The sequence below is a fragment of the Bacillus sp. BD59S genome, from assembly GCF_007363175.1.
In the GTDB taxonomy this organism is placed as follows: domain Bacteria; phylum Bacillota; class Bacilli; order Bacillales; family Bacillaceae_G; genus Bacillus_A; species Bacillus_A pacificus.
The window spans coordinates 1,639,933-1,659,459 of sequence record NZ_CP034686.1; the positions used below are offsets into that span (position 1 = coordinate 1,639,933).

Below are 19,527 nucleotides of genomic sequence, written 5' to 3' on the forward strand. Positions count from 1 at the left end.
ACGAATACGCCCTCTTTTTGTTTTGCCTTTATAAATAGAATGGGATCGTATAGGTGAACACTTATTGTGGATACGTATATGATTTTGGGACTTTTTGACTATGAGATAGGATGAAAGCATAGCTTTCTTCTATTTCTTTGGTGAACCCTTATCCGTTTACGAAAACACAGGCAGCGACCTGTGTTTTTTATTTTACGTAATCGAAATGGAGGAATAAATATATGGAAGAATTATTACAAAGAGCAGTTTTAGTTGGAGTAAATTTAGGCAATGAAGATGATTTTGCATATTCGATGGAAGAGCTAACGAATCTTGCAGAAGCTTGTGATGTAGAGGTAATTGGGCAAGTGACGCAAAATTTACAACGAGTAAATCCGTCACATTATATTGGAAAAGGAAAGATTGAAGAAGTAGCAGCCTATGTAAATGAAGTAGATGCGAATATGGTGATCTTTAATGACGAATTATCTCCTTCACAAATTCGAAATTTAGAAGCGGATTTAGATTGTAAAGTAATTGACCGTACCATATTAATTTTAGATATTTTTGCGCAACGTGCGAAAACGAAAGAAGCGCAGCTGCAAGTAGAAGTGGCCCACCTTCAATATATGATGCCTCGTTTAATTGGTCTTCGTGAATCGTTAGGAAGACAGAGCGGCGGAGTTGGTACGAAAAATAAAGGTGTCGGTGAGAAGAAATTAGAGTTGGATCGTCGTAAAATTGAAGAACAAATTTCAGTTTTAAATAAAGATTTAGAAGCTCTTGTTGCGCAGCGTCAAACGCAGCGAAAACAACGTAAGAAAAATGAAATTCCTGTTGTAGCATTAGTAGGTTATACGAACGCAGGAAAATCAACGACGATGAATGCGATGCTTGAAATTTACAATGGTACAGAAGAAAAACAAGTATTTGAAAAAGATATGTTATTCGCGACGTTAGAAACATCGGTGCGAAATATTGATTTACCAGATAACAAATCATTCTTATTAACAGATACAGTTGGATTTGTAAGTAAATTACCGCATCATCTTGTGAAAGCATTCCGTTCGACATTAGAAGAGGTAGCGGAAGCAGACTTACTTATTCATGTTGTAGATTACGCAAATCCAAATTATGAACAGTTAATTGATATTACAAATGAAACGTTAAAGAAAATTGGAGTAGAAAATATCCCAACAATCTATGCTTATAACAAATCAGATATGGTAGATGTTGAAATTCCGAAAGTACAAGAAGACCGTGTTTATTTATCAGCGAAGAAACACGTTGGAATTGAAGAACTTGTAAAAATGATTCGCTCACACATCTATAAAGAGTATACGAAGTGTGAAATGTTAATTCCATATGATCAAGGACAGGTAGTTTCTTATTTCAATAATCATGCGCACGTTCTATCTACGAGTTATGAAAACGAAGGTACGAAACTAGAAGTAGAATGTAAGACGAGCGATTACGAAAAGTATAAGCGTTTTGCAATTTAATAAAAAAGGCGATCCTAATATGTTTTAGGATCGCCTTTTTCTTATTCTGTAATAGAGGCCCACTTATAAGAATAAATTCCTGCAAATGGACGAACAACAACACCTTTTACTGTTGGACGTTCTAAATATACAAGTCCTGATTGGAAGATTGGAGCGATAGCTGCATCATCTTCAAGTAAGATTTTCTCAGCATCTTGGAACGCTTTCCAACGTGCTGGTAAGTCAGTTACTAAAGTAGAGCTCGTTTTTTCAATTAATTCGTCGTATTGTTTGTTTGAATAACTCATCTTATTAAATGGTCCGTCTGTGACAAACATATTTAAAAATGTTGTAGGATCAGGATAATCTGGTCCCCAAGTAGAAAGTGAAATTTCAAAATCACCATTTCCTTCACGATCTAAAAATGCCTTTACTGGAAGTGGTTGTAATGTAATTTTTAATCCAGGTAAGTTTTTCTCTAATTCACCTTTTAAAAACTCACTAATTTTTTTATCGTTAGATTCATCAGTTGTTATAATTGAAAGAGAAGCGTTTTGTAAATTTGTTTCTTTTTTCGCAGTTTCCCATAGTGTTTTAGCTTCTTTCACATTTGTTTCTACTTTTACATTACTTGTACTGCGAAAATCTTTATTGTCAGGTCCTTTTACGAATCCTTTTGGAACGAATGCATTCGCAGGTATAGAACCATTGTTTAAAATCGTTGTTGCGATTCCTTGTTTATCAAAAGCAAGAGAAATAGCTTTACGAGCATTTTTGTTTGCTAATAAAGTATTCTTTTGACTAAATCGGAAAAACGTCACAGAAGGACGTTCCATTTTCTTTAAGCTAGGATCTTTTTGATATTTATCAACAAACTCTGAATTTATCGTAATACGGTCTACTTGTTTGCTTTCAAATAAATTAACAGCTGTTGAAGTATCTTTTACAATATTTACATTAATTTCATTTAATTTCACATTTTTATTATCCCAGTAGTTCGGGTTTTTCGTCATTTTATAACTTGTATCATGTTTCCATTCACTTAATTGGAAAGGTCCGTTATACACTACATTTGCAGCTTCAAGTCCGTAATTTTTCCCTTGTGCTTCTACAACCTTTTTGTTTTGAGGATAAAATGTTGCAAATCCCATTAAACCTAAAAAGTATGGGACAGGGTGTTCTAACTGTACTTCTAATGTTTTATCGTCAATTGCTTTTACACCAAATGAGTCAATTGGCAATTCTTTTTTATTTATTTTTTCTGCGTTTTTAATATCGAACATAATATGTGCGTATTCAGAAGCGGTTTCTGGATTTACGGCACGTTTCCATGCATATTCAAAATCATGAGCAGTTACTGGATCGCCATTTGACCATTTTGAATCGTGTAATGTAAATGTATATGTTTTTCCGTCTTCACTCAGTTTGTATGATTCAGCAGCTGCAGGAACAGGTTTATTGTCAGGACCAGGCATATATAATCCTTCCATTACGTTGTTTAATGCAGCGTAAGAAAATCCATCGGTTGCGATAGATGAATCAAGTGTAGAAATTTCCCCAGCTTCTACAATGTTTAATACCTGTTTTGAAGATGCTTTTTTCTTTTCTCCGGTAGTTGTTGCCTCTTGTTTTTGACCACATGCTGTTAAAAACATAGATAATGTGATTGAGAGTGCAACGATCCCTTTTGTTTTTTTCTTCATATTTGTCAACCTTCCCTTCATCTCTGCCTTAGTATAAAAGAAAATATAGAAAATTTCTATAAATAAATCCGATAAAGCATATAGAAAAAATATATTATGTGAAAAGTGATATTTCTGGAAAAAGAAATGAAACCAGTATAGAATAGAAATGTTTCAAAAGTCAGAATTTATTACACCTACTGTAATAAATATATATTTTGTACAGGAAGGAGAGATTCATATATGCAGGCAGTTTCGCAAAAAAACACAGTAGAAACACCGACAATATATCGAATATTATTTGCGATTAGCTTCGGTCATTTTTTAAATGATTCGATGCAAGCAGTTGTGCCCGCTTTATTTCCTATTTTGGAAAAAACGATGAATTTATCCTATATGCAAGTAGGGTGGATTGCGTTTGCATTAAATATGACGTCATCGATTATGCAGCCGGTTTTTGGTATGTACTCGGATAAGAAGCCGTCACCATTTTTATTACCGCTCGGTATGTTTTCAAGTATGCTCGGGATGATCGGACTTGCATTTGCACCGAATTTTATTATTGTTATTATTTCTGTTTTATTTATCGGATTAGGTTCCGCAGTCTTTCATCCAGAAGGTGCCCGAGTGGCTTATATGGCGTCCGGTGCAAAGCGGGGATTAGCGCAAGCGATTTATCAAGTGGGAGGAAATACAGGGAATTCTTTAGCTCCTATTTTTACAGCGTTAATTTTCGTTCCGCTCGGTCAAATTGGTTCTTTAGGTTTTACAGCCTTTGCAGCGGTAGGCATTGTATTATTAATTTTCGTATCAAATTGGTATAGAAATGAATTAGCAACTGGCGCTGTGAGAAGAAAAAAGAGGGCTGCGCTTGAGGCGGAACATGCGATTGTCAGTACACATATTAAATTTGTTATTTTACTTCTTGTTTTTCTTACTTTTGTACGCTCTTGGTACGGTGCTGGTATCGGGAATTTTTATCAATTTTACTTAATTGAGCATTACGGTTTATCGATAAAAAATGCTCAGTATTTCGTATTCGCATTTATGATTGCTGGTGTGTTAGGAACTTTCTTCGGTGGTCCATTAGCGGATCGATTTGGAAAGAAAACAATTATTGTATTTTCAATGCTAGGTTCAGCACCACTTGCACTTTTATTACCTCACGTTTCGCTCGTGTGGGTTGTACCGCTATTTTTATGTATCGGTTTTATTAGTTCAAGTAGTTTTAGTGTAATTGTTGTTTATGCGCAAGAGCTTGTTCCTGGAAAAGTAGGAATGGTATCAGGATTAATTGTAGGGCTTGCGTTTGGACTCGGTGCTTTAGGCTCTGTAGTTCTTGGGAAATTGGCTGATATATATAGTCTACAATTTATTATGTTACTATGTAGTTGTCTACCATTAATTGGACTTACTTCATGGTTATTACCAAGTGATAAGAAAACGATAGAATAGGGGATGCACTATGAAATTATGTGAAAATGTAACAGAATTAATAGGAGATACACCTGTCGTCCGATTATCTAAATTTATTCCAGAAGACGCAGCAGAAGTGTATGTAAAACTAGAAATGTTCAATCCATCGCGCAGTGTGAAAGACCGTGCTGCATACAATTTACTGCACGTTGCTGAAGAGAAAGGTCTCATAAAACCAGGAGATACAATTATTGAACCAACGAGTGGGAATACTGGGATTGGTTTAGCAATGAATGCAGCTGCTAAAGGATATAAAGCAATTTTAATTATGCCGGATAATATGTCTAAAGAAAGAATTAACTTATTGAAAGCATACGGGGCAGATGTAGTTTTAACACCGGCAGAACAAAGAATGCCAGGAGCAATTGCGAAGGCGTTAGAACTACAAAAGCAAATTCCAAATAGTTTTATTCCCCAGCAATTTGAAAACCCAGCAAACCCGAATGTTCACCGTTATACAACTGCACTTGAAATTTATGAACAAATGGATGGAGAGCTTGATGCTTTTGTTGCAACGGCAGGAACAGGCGGAACGATTACAGGGACTGGGGAAACGTTAAAAGAGAAACTACCAAACTTATATATTGCGGTAGTAGAACCAAAAGGATCACCTGTTTTATCAGGTGGTGTTCCGGGTCCTCATAAGCTAGTAGGAACAAGTCCAGGGTTTATCCCGAAAAACTTAAATACAGAAGTGTATAACGAAATTATTCAAATTGCAGACGAAGAGGCTTTAACGACGATGAGAAACTTAGCTAGACAAGAGGGATTATTAGTTGGGCCGTCTTCAGGCGCTTCTGTTTACGCAGCGATTATGATTGCAAAACGATTAGGCGCTGGTAAAAAAGTTTTATGTATTGCACCTGATACAGGTGAGCGTTATTTGAGTATGGGATTATTTGAATGAAAAGGATAAAAACACCGTACTCGTAAAATCGTTACGAGTACGGTGTTTGTTTTAGGTTGTAAAGAGGGGGAGAATAAAAATGAAACTATTAAAACCAACACATGAATATAGTGGAGAAATTATGGAATATAAACATGCGTTTTTACAATCAGGAGAACAACCACATGGCAGTAGTTCTTTACAAAATTTTGATTCTCTCGATGAATGGTTTGAAAAAGTGAATATACAAGAACTTGGGGAAAACTTAAAAGCTAATCGAGTACCATCTAGTCAATTTTTAAGCTTTGAAAAAGGGGAACTTATAGGTTTTGTGAATATTAGACATCGATTAAACGAAGAATTATTGCGGGAAAGTGGTCATATTGGATATAGTGTACATCCAAATAAACGTCGTCAAGGTTACGCGATAAAACAATTGAAACTCGCATTATATGAAGCGCAAAAGTTAGGATTGCAGAAAGTGTTAATAACTTGCGATAAAGCTAATATTGCTTCGGCTAAAACGATTCAAAAGGTTGGCGGTGTGCTAGAAAATGAAGTAGTTTCTTCTCATACTGGGGGAATTGTTCAGCGTTATTGGGTAGAAATATGATTTAGTGGAACATTGAACAGGGAATGCAATGCATAATATCGAAATAGATAAATGAAAAGTTAAATGCGTACTGCAATTATAGGGGGAAATGAAGTGGAATTAAAAGAGAAAGCAATAGAAATGTCGGAGATTTATAGGCAAAATCCGAAAGTGGAGGCTATTATTTTAGCTGGTTCAGTAGCTAGAAAGCTAGAAGATGAACATTCAGATATAGAACTACATATTTTATGGTCAATGCCACCAGAGGATGAGGATCGTAAAGGGCCTATTAATTATATTGGTGGAACAATTTTGTCATACCATCCTTACGAGGAAGAAGAATGGTCGGAAACATATTTGACGAAAGAAGGAATTAAATTAGAGATTAGTAACTTTTTAACAGAAACAGTAGAGAAAGTTATTGAGGATGTGGTGGTTCAATATGATATTAGTTATGAAAAACAATGTATCGTATCATCCGTGCATGACGGAGTTAGTTTGTATGGGGAAGAGAAAGTAAATGAATTAAAAGATAGGGTGATGGCATATCCAGAAGACCTAGCGAAACGGATGATTTCAGAAAATCTTTGGTTAAGTAATCGCTGGCATAATCGAGAGGCACTTTTAAAACGAAAAGACTGGCTTATGCTATATGATGTTATTTGTGAAGCACAAAGAAATATATTTGGGGTCTTATTTGGTTTGAATAAAATGTATGTACATCACCCGGCGTTTAAATGGATGCCATATAATGTGGAAAGAATGATTATTAAGCCTGAAAACTTATATGAGCGTATGGCGAATACGTTAATAGGGAAACCGGAGTATAGTATACAGGAGTTAGAAGTGTTAATCGAGGAGCTATTACAGTTAGTAGAACACCATGCTCCGGAATTACATATTGCTGAACAGCAAAAGCGTATTCAATATGCGAAATAAAAAAAAAGAGATGTAACCCTTGTTACATCTCTTTTTTTATTTTACTAATTTCCCCAGTATAGGTAAGCGTTGAATTCTATCACCGAGAATATGTGAAGCAAGTCCACTAGTTAATACGAATAAAAGGTAAACAAGTCCTCCTACAGCGCCACATATAACAACAATGAGAAGTGATTCGATATAAGATTGTCCAGGAATTAACCATGTTAAAATTGCTTTTAATGCAATTACAACAGCAGACATTGCTGCTGAGTAAATTGTAATAAGAAATACTGTTTTTGCTGTCTCACCAATTTTAAATTTCGCAAACTTAACGATGCAGTACAACATAATACTATTTGAAACGAGGTATCCAAGAATAGTTCCAAATACAGCGCCGTGTCCACCAAATAAATGTAAAAGTGGTGTATTTACTACAACTTTAACGAGAATACCGACTGAGAAAGCAATCATCGTTTTTCTTTGATAATCGATTCCTTGTAAAATAGCTGCTGAAACTGTGAAAATCGCACTTAATATAGCAGACGGTGCAAATGAAATTAAATATTGTGATCCACCAAGTGCAATTTCAGGATTTACATAAACCATGCGGAATGCATCGTAAGCGATACTAGCAAGACCAAATGCAGCCGGGATAGTGAAGAATAACAAGACTTGAAATATCTTTGAAATTTGTTCTTGTAATTCTTCTAATTTCCCGCTTGTATAAGATTTCGTTATAGCCGGAATGATTGTTAAAGAGAATCCAGTTGCAAGTGAAGCTGGAATCATAATTAACTTTTGGGCATAGTTCGTTATATAAGCGAAAACTGCATTTGCTGTTTCTAACGGCTCTCCCATCGCTCTAAGGACATCAGCTACAGTATATTGATCTACTAACGTGTAAAGTGGAATTGCGATGCCGACAAATACAATTGGGATTGCATAACGAAGTAATTCTATATAAATATTTTTTAATGGGATATGGGATGCTCTTGATTTTAATTCACCTTCGGGAGGTTTTAACCCATTATATTTTTTCCAGTACATCATTAAAATAGAGACGCTTGCAAGTGCTCCAATAACAGCGCCAAACGTAGCGACTGCAACAGAAGAAGCTACGGAACCGCCTAATAGTTTTGAGACGATGAAGCTACCAACTAAAATGAAAACAACACGTGCAATTTGTTCCACAACTTGAGAAACAGCACTTGGTTTCATATGTTGAAATCCTTGGAAATAACCACGTGTAACACTCATAGCTGGTACGATAATAAGTGCAAAACTTAATGCTCGCATCGTAAGTGTTACGTCAGCGATAAATTGTGGATCTGGTGTTTTCGAGCGAATAATAAATTGTGATATGTACGGTGCTCCAATAAATAAAATTAAAAATCCTAAAAAGCCCATAAACAACATTAATTTTACACTAGAGTGATATAATTTTTTGCTTGTACTATAATCACCAAGTGCATTATGCTTTGCAACAAATTTGGAGACGGCAATAGGAATACCCGCTGTTGAAAAGCTTAATAAAATACCGTACCAAGAGTATGCATATCCATATAAAGCAACCCCTTGCGTTCCAACTAGTAATTGAAAAGGGAAGAAGTATATAAAACCTAATATACGTGAAATCATTGTGGCCCCGCTTAATAAAGCAGTTCCTTTTAAAACTTTTGACGTAGACAAAATTCTTTCCTCCTACTCTTGCTGTCTTGCATTCATCGTATACTACTATAAACCTGCTAGGGAAGTTAATACAGTATAAACCATAAATGTTCTAATACTATTCATTTAAAAGTCATATTTTGAATTTTTAAATAGAATGTAATACATAAAAATTCAAAATATAAGTTGACACTATTTTTAATGTATGATAAAAATGATAGTAATCAATTCGGAAAATAATATTTGGGCAATGAAAGGGTATAGTAGTGAATATCTCCCTATTTCAGAGAGCTGATGGTTGGTGTGAATCAGTATATAGATTATTCATGAAGTTCGTCCTGGAGCATCTTTCATAAATCTCACATTATGAGGAAATGAAAGACGGTAGTTTATACCGTTATCAAATAAAGTGGTGAAGATTGTTTCACAACTAGGGTGGTACCGCGATATTTATCGTCCCTACGTATTTACGTAGGGACGTTTTTTATTTAGGTCTTACTTTGTTGTGGCTTCATAACTAGGGTGGTACCGCGATATTTTATCGTCCCTACGTATTTGCGTAGGGGCGTTTTTTATTTAGGTCCTAACTTTGTTATATCTTCATAACTAGGGTGGTACCGCGATATTTTTGTCGTCCCTACGTATTTACGTAGGGGCGTTTTTTATTAGTAGGGAGGAAGTGAACGTATTAGAAAAGAGTGTGGATAGAACAATATAAATACCGAATTGTAAAACAGAAAAAGATAAAGAGAGGAGATTAACAAATGAATTCACAGCAATGGACATCGAAATTAGGTTTCGTATTAGCTGCGGCAGGTTCAGCGATTGGTCTAGGGGCAATTTGGAAGTTCCCGTACATGGCCGGAATTGGAGGGGGCGGCGCGTTCTTCCTTATTTTCATCGGTTTCACATTATTAATTGGCTTACCGCTATTATTAGCTGAATTTGTTATCGGAAGAAGTACACAAAAAGAGGCCGTTGATGCGTATAGAGAAATCGCACCAAAAACACCATGGCCATGGTTAGGGAAATTAGGGATTGTAACATGTTTCATATTACTTTCTTTCTACAGTGTTGTAGGAGGCTGGATTTTATTATATTTATGGAATGCAATTACAGGTAGACTATGGGAAGGGAATGGCGCATACGAAGCTACGTTTGGTGAAATCATTTCCAATCCGTATTTAGCAGTTGGATCACAGCTATTATTCATCCTTATTACTATTTTTATCGTAAGTAAAGGTGTACAAAATGGTGTTGAAAAAGTAAATAAATATTTCATGCCAGCACTATTCGTTTTATTCTTTGTATTAATCGTTCGTGCACTTACATTAGATGGTGCTGGAGAAGGCGTTCGTTTCTTCTTACAACCTGATTTCTCACATGTAACATCAGAAGTTATTTTATATGCGATGGGACAATCGTTCTTCTCACTATCAGTCGGAGTAGCAGTAATGGTAACGTATAGCTCATATTTACCGAAAGAGGAAAGTTTACCGCGTTCAGCATTTTCTATCGTAGCTTTAACGCTTGTGATTACATTACTTGCAGGACTTGCAATTTTCCCAGTAGTGTTCGCATTTGGAATGGAACCATCTCAAGGACCGGGACTATTATTTATCGTACTGCCAGCTATTTTTAGTAAAATGGCATTCGGAAAATTATTCTTCATCGTTTTCTTACTACTATTCTTCTTTGCTACTATTACATCAGCCATTTCGATGTTAGAAATTAGCGTGGCATCTTTAACTGCAAAAGGTAAAGGGAAACGTGAAAAAATGGCTTTAATCGTAGGTTTATTAATCTTCGTTGTTGGAGTACCATCAGCACTATCATTCGGTATATTAAGTGATCTGAAGATTTTCGGAAAGACAGTCTTTGATTTAGCAGATTATGCAGTTAGTAACGTACTCATGCCACTTGGTGTTTTATTGGTTTCTATCTTTGTTCCTTTAAAAATGAAGAAAGATGTATTAATGAAAGAGCTTGGTGTAAGTAAAAATAAAGGCTATAAATTATTCGTATTATGGTTATTCTTACTTCGCTTCATCGCACCAATTGCGATTATTATCGTATTCTTAAATGTACTTGGCATTATTTAAACAAAAAGGTAGCGTATCATTGTATGATACGCTACCTTTCTTACTTTGTTCTTTTTTGTAGTTCGTTTACTGTTACGAACTGATAGCCCTTCTTAGATAAAGAGTCTAAAATACCTTCAATGGTCTGTAAACTTTCATTAGACTCATCATACATAGAGTGCAGTAAAATGATAGAACCTGGTTTTACATTTTTATTAACATATTCAATTTTATCAGCAGCAGATTTATAAAAAGTATCAGGTTCAAGGTCCCAGGTGATTGTTTCGATATTGTTTTTATTTAAATAATAGGGCAGACCAATTAGCTTTTTCCCGTTAGGTGGTCTAAAATCAATTGCGCCTGTAAATCCTATTTGGCGGATTAATGCATTCGTTTTTTCTATTTCTTCTTTAATAAAAGAAGGTGTTTTAAAAACCATTCTGTTATGAGAATATGTATGGTTTCCAATTTGGTGTCCAGATTGTACGATAGATTCTCCTAACGATAGGTTTTTCTCCAATTCATTTCCAATTAAAAAGAAAGTAGCTTTTGCATTGTATGTATCTAGTAGCGGTAATATTTGTTTTACATTGTTAGTAGGGCCATCATCAAAAGTTAAAGCAATCACCTTTTCATTTGTTTCTACTCGATTTGTTAAATCTCCAAATAATTGAAAGCTTCTTGCATTCATCAATTTGTATGTTCCGAATAATGCTACAGTAATAATGAATATTGTAACGATTGTAATGATTTTTTTCTTCTTCATAACGCGACCTCACTATAGTTTTTGATTGGACTAAAAAGTATTATATCAAACTAAGTAATTTCATGCTTTAAAAAGGATGTGGATGCAAGGGGAAGGAATTTATCATATAATGTAATGAAAAAGGTATATTAGGAGGTGTTTACATGGCGATTATAATTCAATTGCCGGACACTGCAGCGTCTCATGCAAAGCCAAGTATGGAAATGGCGATACTTTGCGTGAGGTAGACAAGTAATATACAATCGCCTAAATGAGCTTGAATCATTTTTATATTTGGCTTTGCACCTTATTGAAATGAACCATAAAAAATAAGGGGCGAGCAGAAATGAAATACGTTAAAGCTGCGACGGTTTTACCAGAGAGTTTAATTACTGAAATTCAAAAGTATATACAAGGTGAAACAATTTACATTCCAAAACAAGAAACAAAACGTTATAAATGGGGTACACGATCTGGAGGAAGAAAACAGTTAGATGAAAGAAATAAAGCGATTAAAGAAGCATTTAAAAGTGGGATTTCGGTTCATCAACTTGCAGAGGAGTATTTTCTTTCCGGAGAAACGATTAAAAAAATAGTGTATTCTAAATGAAGATAAAAGAGTCTAGTTCAAATATTATTTTGAACTAGACTCTTTTTGCTTTGTATGTACGGGATATATTGTGTATAAATGGACAAGATAATAGAAAAAATGTGCCGTTTTTTTACTAGAATATAGAGCATTTGAGTGAAAAGCAGAAAGGTGAGCATATATGAATCATTTAGGACAAATAACGATAGAACTATTTTTTGGTTTTTTTGTGCTATTGATTGCTACTAAAATATTAGGGAAGACACAAATATCTCAGTTAACGCCATTTGATTTTATTTCTGCCATTGTTCTCGGAGAATTAGTCGGAAATACTATATATGATCCGGAAATAAAAGTATGGTCTATTTTATATGCAGTACTTGTATGGGTAGTGTTAATCTATTCAATAGAAGTGATAACACAAAAATTTAGAGGGACGAGAAGTTTTTTTGAAGGCTCCCCTTCTATCATTATCCGTAATGGAAAGATTGACCGAGAACAATTAAGTTCAAATCATTTGGATATTAATCAATTACAACAAATGCTTAGACAACAAAAAGATATTTTTTCAATTCGAGAAGTTGAATATATGATATTGGAACCTAACGGAAACATAAGTGTTCTGAAAAAGAGCGAATATGAATCTCCTACTATAAATGATTTAAGTTTAAAACATAAGCCTGTATACTTACCAATTTCATTAATTAGTGACGGAAAAGTAGTGAAAGATAATTTGAGAGAAGTTGGTTTTGATGAAGGATGGCTGTATAAGCAAATAAAACAAAAGGGGATTACTAAGTTTGAAGACGTATTATATGCGGAATGGAAAACAGATGATGGCTTCTTTTGTCAGGAAATGCAGCGGTAGAGAATAAGTGATGTATGTAATGTTTGTTTCTAAGTTATCTTTTACATATCAAAAAACGTAATCATTGTATACAATAAAACTAGATCAACAATTTGTATGGAGTGATAAAGATGGAAGCTTTTATTAGAAGTGATCAATACAATTTTATAAAATCACAAGCTTATATTTTAGCGAATGGGCATGCAACGGCAAATGATAGAGGTGTCATTCAAGCGTTAAAATCATTAGCAATTGAAAAAATAATACATGTATTTGAGAATTTAACGGATGAACAGAAAGAGTTAATTGATACGGTATTAACAGTTCAAAATAGAGAAGATGCAGAATCATTTTTAACGAAAATAAATCCGTATGTGATTCCGTTTCAGGAAGTTACAGCGCAAACATTAAAAAAATTATTTCCTAAAGTGAAAAAGTTGAAACTTCCTGATATGGAAGAATTGGATATGAAAGAACTATCTTATTTAAGCTGGATTGATAAAGGGTCAAGCAGGAAATTTATTATAGCGAAAAATGATAAAAATAAGTTTGTTGGTCTGCAAGGAACGTTCCAAAGTTTAAATAAAAAAAGCATTTGTTCATTATGTCATGGACATGAAGAAGTTGGGATGTTTTTAGTTGAAATTAAAGGTGATATACCAGGAACTTTCGTTAAAAAGGGAAACTATATTTGCAAAGATGGTGTAGCTTGTAATCAGAATATGAAGTCACTTGATAAATTACATGATTTTATTGAGCGATTAAAGAAATAAAATGGAAGACCTCTAGTACTTAAACTGGAGGTCTTTTATTTTGAGAATGGTAATAGATTTCCTTTTTGAGAGATATAATTTATAAATACAACATAGGAGAGCTGAAAAATGCTTAAAAAGTTTTTGCTTTCTTTACCGGATGTTTTACTTGTATGCATTGTTATCTACATAACATACACAACTACTCTTAGTTTTGTACAGATGTTAGTAATTTCAATTGCAATCGTTGGTGGTCTTGTTATAAGGATTTGTAAAGATGTATTCACGTATATAAGGTGGACAATGAAATTGAATATGTTGAATAGCTATAAGGAGAAAATAAAATGACTAATAAAAAGAATAAAGCTAAAAATGAGATAATACTTTGGACATTAACAGCTTTTGTTTTTATCGTTGTATGGTATTTTTATCAAAAATAAAAAGGCATCGTACTAAAAAGCACGATGCCTTTTTATTATTTTTTTTGCCAATTTTCTTTTATAAAGTCTTCACGGCCAGATTCCTTTTGCTCAGTAGCGTATTTTTCTGGGTTCTTTTTATAGAAATGTTGATGGTATTCCTCGGCTTCATAAAAAGGTGCAGCCGGGCGAATTTCAGTTACGATTGGCTCTTTAAACATACCGCTTTCTGCAAGAGCTTGTTTTGATTTTTCAGCAAGCTCTTTTTGTATTTCAGTATGATAAAAAATAGCGGTGCGATAAGATGGACCACGGTCAAAAAATTGTCCGCCATCATCAGTTGGATCGATTTGTGGCCAGTATAAATCTAGTAATTTTTTATATGGAAAAATAGAAGGGTCGAATGCAATTTGTACAACTTCTAAATGACCAGATGTACCAGCTTTAACTTGTTCATATGTTGGGTTTTCTACATGACCACCTGCATAGCCGGAAAGTACTTTATGAATACCAGGAAGTTCATCAAATGGCTTTACCATGCACCAAAAGCAACCGCCTGCAAAGGTTGCGAGTTCGTATGTTTTTTCGGACATTGCTGTAATCCTCCTAAATATATATGTTTTATATAGTATTATACAAAACGTTTTATTGCGCAATAAAAAAGATTCGAAAATATATGTATTATTAAAAATATTTTCTGAAAACATGTTGACAATGAAAAGAACAACGTCCTATAATACGTGTAACAAATAAAAGTGAATTAAGAATTTTCTAACTTTATATGTTGCATATGCAAAGAAGAGGAAAGTAGATGATTATGATCGTTTCAGAGAGCTGCTCCTAGGCTGTGAGGGTAGTAACAATCGAATCATTGAAGATCACCTCGGAGCATCGCTTGCGAAAGGGAAACTGAGTAGAGGGCGACGGCATCGTCTCCGGTAAAAGGACGGGGGTCTAATTGGACCTACAGAGCTTATATTTCGTGAGAAGTATAAGGAAGCTGAGTGGTAACGCGAAACTCTCGCCTCAGCAATCAAAGCTACTAAATTGTAGTAGTTGATTGCTGAGGCGAGAGTTTTTATTTTAAAAATACAATAAGAGAATGCGTAGAAGAGGAGAGTAAATGATAAAAATTGTTTCAGAGAGCTACCTAGATGCTGTGAGGGTGGTAACAATTTCATTATTGAAGATCACCTCGGAGCACTACTTTTGAAAACTAGTAAAAAGTAGCGGAGTTGTTTCCGATAGAAAAACAAAAGTCTAATTGGACTTGCAGAGCTTATATTTCGTGAGAAGTGTAAGGAAGCTGAGTGGTACCACGATTCCCTCGTCTCAGCAATGGATCACTACAAGTATGTATGTAATCGATTGTTGAGACGAGTATATTTTTAAAAATTATATACTGAATATTCTGTTAAAATAACTCGTCTCAGCAATCGATATGGAAATGGATTGCAAAAATAGAGAGAAAAAAAGAGGAGCGATGTGAGATGGGAAACCAGTACATTTATATGAATGGGGAATTTGTAGAAAAAGAAAAGGCAGTTGTTTCAGTATATGATCACGGTTTTTTATACGGAGATGGTGTATTTGAAGGGATTCGTAGTTACGGTGGAAATGTATTTTGTTTAAAAGAGCATGTAAAACGATTATATGAATCAGCAAAATCTATTTTACTTACAATCCCACTGACAGTTGAAGAAATGGAAGAAGCGGTTTTACAGACACTTCAAAAAAATGAGTATGCAGATGCCTACATTCGCTTAATTGTTTCAAGAGGAAAAGGGGACTTAGGACTTGATCCTAGAAGTTGTGTGAAACCGAGCGTTATTATCATTGCAGAACAATTAAAGTTATTCCCACAGGAATTTTACGATAATGGACTAAGTGTTGTATCTGTTGCATCAAGACGTAATACACCAGATGCATTAGACCCACGCATTAAGTCGATGAACTACTTAAATAATGTACTTGTAAAAATTGAAGCGGCACAAGCAGGAGTGCTAGAGGCCCTTATGTTAAATCAACAAGGATATGTTTGTGAAGGATCTGGAGATAATGTTTTCGTTGTGAAAGATGGAAAAGTGTTAACACCGCCTTCGTATTTAGGGGCGTTAGAAGGTATTACGAGAAATAGTGTTATCGAGTTATGTGAGCGATTGAGTATCCCATGTGAGGAAAGACCATTCACTCGCCATGACGTATATGTAGCGGATGAAGTGTTTTTAACAGGAACGGCAGCAGAATTAATTCCAGTTGTAAAAGTTGATTCAAGAGAAATTGGGGATGGGAAACCAGGAAGTGTAACGAAACAATTGACAGAGGAATTTAAAAAGTTAACGAGAGAAAGAGGCGTACGTGTTCCAGGACTTGCAGAGAGCTTAGCATAGAAAGGGAGAGGAGTTAATTGAAATGGAGCAGCAGTATACAGCATGTGAGAAATTACAGTGTGAAGAAGTGACAGGTGCCGGACACGTGATTCAATGTTTGAAAAAATTAGGCGTAACGACTGTTTTTGGTTATCCGGGCGGGGCGATTTTGCCAGTATACGATGCGTTATATAGAAGTGGTTTGAAGCACGTTTTAACTCGCCATGAACAGGCTGCCATTCATGCGGCAGAAGGATATGCGAGAGCTTCTGGAAAGGTCGGGGTAGTCTTTGCTACCTCTGGCCCGGGAGCGACAAATTTAGTTACAGGCTTAGCGGATGCTTATATGGATTCGATTCCTTTAGTTGTCATTACAGGGCAAGTTGCAAGGTCCTTAATTGGTAAAGATGGATTTCAAGAAGCGGATGTTGTTGGAATCACAGTACCTGTTACGAAGCATAATTACCAAGTTCGTGATGTGAATCATTTATCACGCATTGTACAAGAAGCTTTTTACATAGCCGAAAGCGGGCGGCCGGGACCAGTATTAATTGATATTCCAAAAGATGTTCAAAACGAAAAGGTAACAAGTTTTTACAATGAAGTAATTGAGATTCCAGGGTACAAAATAGAGCCTATGCCAGACAGTATAAAGCTTAGAGAAGTAGCTAAAGAAATTTCAAAAGCTAAACGCCCACTTCTTTATATTGGAGGAGGTGTCATTCATTCGGGTGGATCTGAGGAACTAATCAAATTTGCGAGTGAGAATCGTATTCCAGTCGTTTCCACTTTAATGGGACTTGGTGCATATCCGCCGGGAGATCCGTTATTTTTAGGAATGCTCGGTATGCATGGAACGTACGCGGCAAACATGGCAGTCACAGCATGTGATTTACTGCTTGCTTTAGGTGTTCGTTTTGATGACCGTGTAACAGGAAAATTAGAACTCTTTTCTCCCCATTCCAAAAAGGTACATATTGATATAGATTCTTCGGAGTTTCATAAAAATGTAACTGTGGAATATCCAGTTGTTGGGGATGTGAAAAAAGCGTTACACATGTTGTTACATATGCCGATTTATACACAGACAGATGAATGGCTTACGAAAACCGAGGAATGGAAAGCGGAATACCCTCTTTCCTATAATCAAAAAGAAAGTGATTTAAAACCGCAACATGTTATTAGCCTAGTAAGTGAAGTAACAAATGGTGAAGCGATTGTTACGACAGAAGTAGGACAGCACCAAATGTGGGCTGCGCATTTTTATAAAGCGAAAAACCCAAGGACTTTTCTAACATCTGGTGGACTTGGAACGATGGGATTTGGTTTCCCGGCGGCAATTGGTGCTCAGCTTGCAAAAGAAGAAGAACTTGTTATTTGTATTGCAGGTGATGCTTCTTTTCAAATGAACATTCAAGAACTACAAACAATTGCTGAAAATAACATCCCTGTCAAAGTGTTTATTATAAATAACAAATTTTTAGGGATGGTAAGGCAATGGCAAGAAATGTTTTATGAAAATCGTTTGTCAGAATCGAGAATTGGATCACCAGATTTTGTGAAAGTGGCAGAAGCATACGGAGTGAAGGGGGTAAGGGCAACAAATTCAACAGAGGCGAAACAAGTGATGCTAGAAGCATTTGCTCATGAAGGTCCTGTCGTAGTTGATTTTTGTGTAGAAGAAGGTGAAAACGTATTTCCGATGGTTCCGCCAAACAAAGGGAATAACGAAATGATTATGAAGAGGTGGGAAGAATGAGTCATACTTTTTCACTCGTTATTCATAACGAGCCAAGCGTCTTATTACGTATAAGTGGGATTTTTGCTCGGCGTGGTTATTATATTTCTTCTTTACATTTAAACGAAAGAGATAATAATGGTGTTTCTGAAATGAAACTCACAGCAGTTTGTACTGAAAATGAAGCGACATTACTCGTTAGTCAGTTGAAAAAATTAATTGATGTACTGCAAGTAAATACATTATAAGGAGTGTATGGAAAATGAAAACGTATTATGAGAAAGATGCAAATGTAGAGTTATTACAAGGGAAAACAGTTGCGGTAATTGGTTATGGATCTCAAGGTCATGCGCAGGCGCAAAATTTACGTGATTCTGGTGTGGAAGTTGTAGTTGGTGTTCGACCAGGTAAGTCTTTTGAAGTAGCAAAAGCAGATGGGTTTGAAGTAATGTCTGTTTCAGAAGCAGTTCGAACCGCGCAAGTTGTACAAATGTTACTGCCAGATGAACAGCAAGCACATGTGTATAAAGCAGAAGTAGAAGAGAATCTCCGTGAAGGGCAAATGTTACTTTTCTCACATGGATTTAATATTCATTTCGGACAAATTAATCCGCCAAGTTACGTAGATGTAGCAATGGTCGCGCCAAAAAGTCCAGGTCACCTCGTTCGCCGTGTATTCCAAGAAGGGAATGGTGTTCCGGCATTAGTCGCAGTACATCAAGATGCAACAGGCACAGCATTACATGTAGCACTTGCGTATGCAAAAGGTGTAGGGTGTACACGTGCAGGTGTAATTGGAACGACATTCCAAGAAGAAACGGAGACGGATTTATTCGGAGAGCAGGCAGTACTGTGCGGCGGGGTAACTGCTCTTGTGAAAGCTGGTTTTGAAACATTAACAGAAGGCGGGTATCGCCCTGAAATTGCATACTTTGAATGTTTACATGAATTAAAGTTAATTGTGGATTTAATGTACGAAGGTGGATTAACGAACATGCGCCATTCTATTTCAGACACAGCAGAGTTCGGAGATTATGTAACAGGATCGAGAATTGTTACAGATGAAACGAAAGAAGAGATGAAACGAGTACTTACAGAAATTCAGCAAGGCGAATTCGCGAAGAAATGGATTTTAGAAAACCAAGCTGGGCGTCCAACGTATAATGCGATGAAAAAAGCAGAGCAAAATCATCAGTTAGAAAAAGTAGGGGCAGAGCTTCGTGAAATGATGAGCTGGATTCATGCACCGAAAGAATTAGTAAAGAAATAGAGTAAGAGATTATAAGTAAAAATACGTAAGAG

18 protein-coding genes and 3 other annotated features are annotated in these 19,527 nt (G+C 35.6%); of the genes, 14 read left to right on the plus strand and 4 right to left on the minus strand.

Annotated features, from left to right (window positions below; all coding sequences use genetic code 11):
* Positions 1–221: 221 nt before the first annotated feature.
* Positions 222–1,481, plus strand: a complete 1,260-nt coding sequence (gene hflX, locus EKQ63_RS10530) for a GTPase HflX (RefSeq protein ID WP_071722928.1) — start codon at positions 222–224, stop codon at positions 1,479–1,481.
* A gap of 41 nt (positions 1,482–1,522) precedes the next feature.
* Here hflX and EKQ63_RS10535 read toward each other — a convergent pair whose 3' ends face one another.
* Positions 1,523–3,163 (minus strand): peptide ABC transporter substrate-binding protein, encoded by a 1,641-nt coding sequence (locus EKQ63_RS10535; RefSeq protein ID WP_049110690.1) that lies wholly within the window; start codon positions 3,161–3,163, stop codon positions 1,523–1,525.
* 222 nt (positions 3,164–3,385) lie between these two features.
* Between EKQ63_RS10535 and EKQ63_RS10540 the strand changes: the two genes are divergently transcribed.
* The 4 genes from EKQ63_RS10540 to EKQ63_RS10555 all read left to right on the plus strand — a co-directional run bounded on the left by EKQ63_RS10540 (position 3,386) and on the right by EKQ63_RS10555 (position 7,035).
* Positions 3,386–4,597, plus strand: a complete 1,212-nt coding sequence (locus EKQ63_RS10540) for an MFS transporter (protein ID WP_087952983.1) — start codon at positions 3,386–3,388, stop codon at positions 4,595–4,597.
* A 10-nt stretch (positions 4,598–4,607) separates the two neighbouring features.
* Positions 4,608–5,525, plus strand: a complete 918-nt coding sequence (gene cysK / locus EKQ63_RS10545; protein ID WP_143881008.1) for a cysteine synthase A — start codon at positions 4,608–4,610, stop codon at positions 5,523–5,525.
* Between the two features lie 79 nt (positions 5,526–5,604).
* A complete protein-coding gene (locus EKQ63_RS10550) occupies positions 5,605–6,117 on the plus strand; it encodes a GNAT family N-acetyltransferase (RefSeq protein WP_087952981.1) in 513 nt (170 codons plus the stop codon).
* Between the two features lie 93 nt (positions 6,118–6,210).
* Complete coding sequence (locus EKQ63_RS10555) at positions 6,211–7,035, plus strand: DUF4037 domain-containing protein (RefSeq protein WP_087952980.1); 825 nt, start codon at positions 6,211–6,213, stop codon at positions 7,033–7,035.
* A 36-nt stretch (positions 7,036–7,071) separates the two neighbouring features.
* Here EKQ63_RS10555 and EKQ63_RS10560 read toward each other — a convergent pair whose 3' ends face one another.
* Positions 7,072–8,706 carry a putative polysaccharide biosynthesis protein gene (locus EKQ63_RS10560; protein WP_087952979.1) on the minus strand — a complete coding sequence of 545 codons (1,635 nt, stop codon included), beginning with the start codon at positions 8,704–8,706 and terminating at the stop codon, positions 7,072–7,074.
* Between the two features lie 220 nt (positions 8,707–8,926).
* Positions 8,927–9,149 (plus strand) — a binding site (T-box leader).
* A gap of 300 nt (positions 9,150–9,449) precedes the next feature.
* On the opposite strand from EKQ63_RS10560, the gene EKQ63_RS10565 reads away from it, so the two are divergent.
* Positions 9,450–10,787: a sodium-dependent transporter gene (locus EKQ63_RS10565; RefSeq protein ID WP_087952978.1), complete on the plus strand. Its 1,338-nt coding sequence runs from the start codon at positions 9,450–9,452 to the stop codon at positions 10,785–10,787.
* A gap of 40 nt (positions 10,788–10,827) precedes the next feature.
* On the opposite strand, the gene EKQ63_RS10570 is transcribed toward EKQ63_RS10565, so the two are convergent.
* On the minus strand, positions 10,828–11,532 hold the full coding sequence (locus tag EKQ63_RS10570; protein ID WP_143881009.1) for a polysaccharide deacetylase family protein: 705 nt from the start codon (positions 11,530–11,532) through the stop codon (positions 10,828–10,830).
* 325 nt (positions 11,533–11,857) lie between these two features.
* Here EKQ63_RS10570 and EKQ63_RS10575 point away from each other — a divergent pair, with 325 nt between their 5' ends.
* From EKQ63_RS10575 to EKQ63_RS10590, 4 genes are all read left to right on the plus strand, one after another.
* Positions 11,858–12,121, plus strand: coding sequence for a CD3324 family protein (locus EKQ63_RS10575; RefSeq protein WP_087952976.1), 264 nt, complete (start codon positions 11,858–11,860; stop codon positions 12,119–12,121).
* A gap of 160 nt (positions 12,122–12,281) precedes the next feature.
* Complete coding sequence (locus EKQ63_RS10580) at positions 12,282–12,968, plus strand: DUF421 domain-containing protein (protein WP_087952975.1); 687 nt, start codon at positions 12,282–12,284, stop codon at positions 12,966–12,968.
* Between the two features lie 110 nt (positions 12,969–13,078).
* Entirely contained in the window at positions 13,079–13,720 is a 642-nt protein-coding gene (locus EKQ63_RS10585) for a FusB/FusC family EF-G-binding protein (protein WP_087952974.1), read from the plus strand.
* Positions 13,721–13,828: 108 nt separating this feature from the next.
* Positions 13,829–14,047 (plus strand): hypothetical protein, encoded by a 219-nt coding sequence (locus tag EKQ63_RS10590; protein WP_087952973.1) that lies wholly within the window; start codon positions 13,829–13,831, stop codon positions 14,045–14,047.
* Positions 14,048–14,174: 127 nt separating this feature from the next.
* Here EKQ63_RS10590 and msrA read toward each other — a convergent pair whose 3' ends face one another.
* On the minus strand, positions 14,175–14,711 hold the full coding sequence (gene msrA / locus EKQ63_RS10595) for a peptide-methionine (S)-S-oxide reductase MsrA (protein WP_143881010.1): 537 nt from the start codon (positions 14,709–14,711) through the stop codon (positions 14,175–14,177).
* A 193-nt stretch (positions 14,712–14,904) separates the two neighbouring features.
* Positions 14,905–15,150 (plus strand) — a binding site (T-box leader).
* Between the two features lie 66 nt (positions 15,151–15,216).
* Positions 15,217–15,456: a binding site (T-box leader), on the plus strand.
* A gap of 152 nt (positions 15,457–15,608) precedes the next feature.
* Here msrA and ilvE point away from each other — a divergent pair.
* Genes ilvE through ilvC form a run of 4 tightly spaced genes read left to right on the plus strand, consistent with a single transcriptional unit; the run spans position 15,609 to position 19,495 of the window.
* Positions 15,609–16,508, plus strand: a complete 900-nt coding sequence (ilvE, locus tag EKQ63_RS10600) for a branched-chain-amino-acid transaminase (RefSeq protein WP_087952970.1) — start codon at positions 15,609–15,611, stop codon at positions 16,506–16,508.
* Between the two features lie 22 nt (positions 16,509–16,530).
* The gene (gene ilvB / locus EKQ63_RS10605; protein WP_143881011.1) at positions 16,531–18,246 is read left to right on the plus strand and encodes an acetolactate synthase large subunit; all 1,716 of its coding nucleotides are present in this window, start codon (positions 16,531–16,533) and stop codon (positions 18,244–18,246) included.
* On the plus strand, positions 18,243–18,473 hold the full coding sequence (locus EKQ63_RS10610) for an ACT domain-containing protein (RefSeq protein WP_000019911.1): 231 nt from the start codon (positions 18,243–18,245) through the stop codon (positions 18,471–18,473). The genes ilvB and EKQ63_RS10610 overlap by 4 nt, the downstream gene beginning before the upstream one ends.
* A gap of 14 nt (positions 18,474–18,487) precedes the next feature.
* The gene (gene ilvC / locus EKQ63_RS10615; protein WP_143881012.1) at positions 18,488–19,495 is read left to right on the plus strand and encodes a ketol-acid reductoisomerase; all 1,008 of its coding nucleotides are present in this window, start codon (positions 18,488–18,490) and stop codon (positions 19,493–19,495) included.
* Positions 19,496–19,527 lie beyond the last annotated feature (32 nt).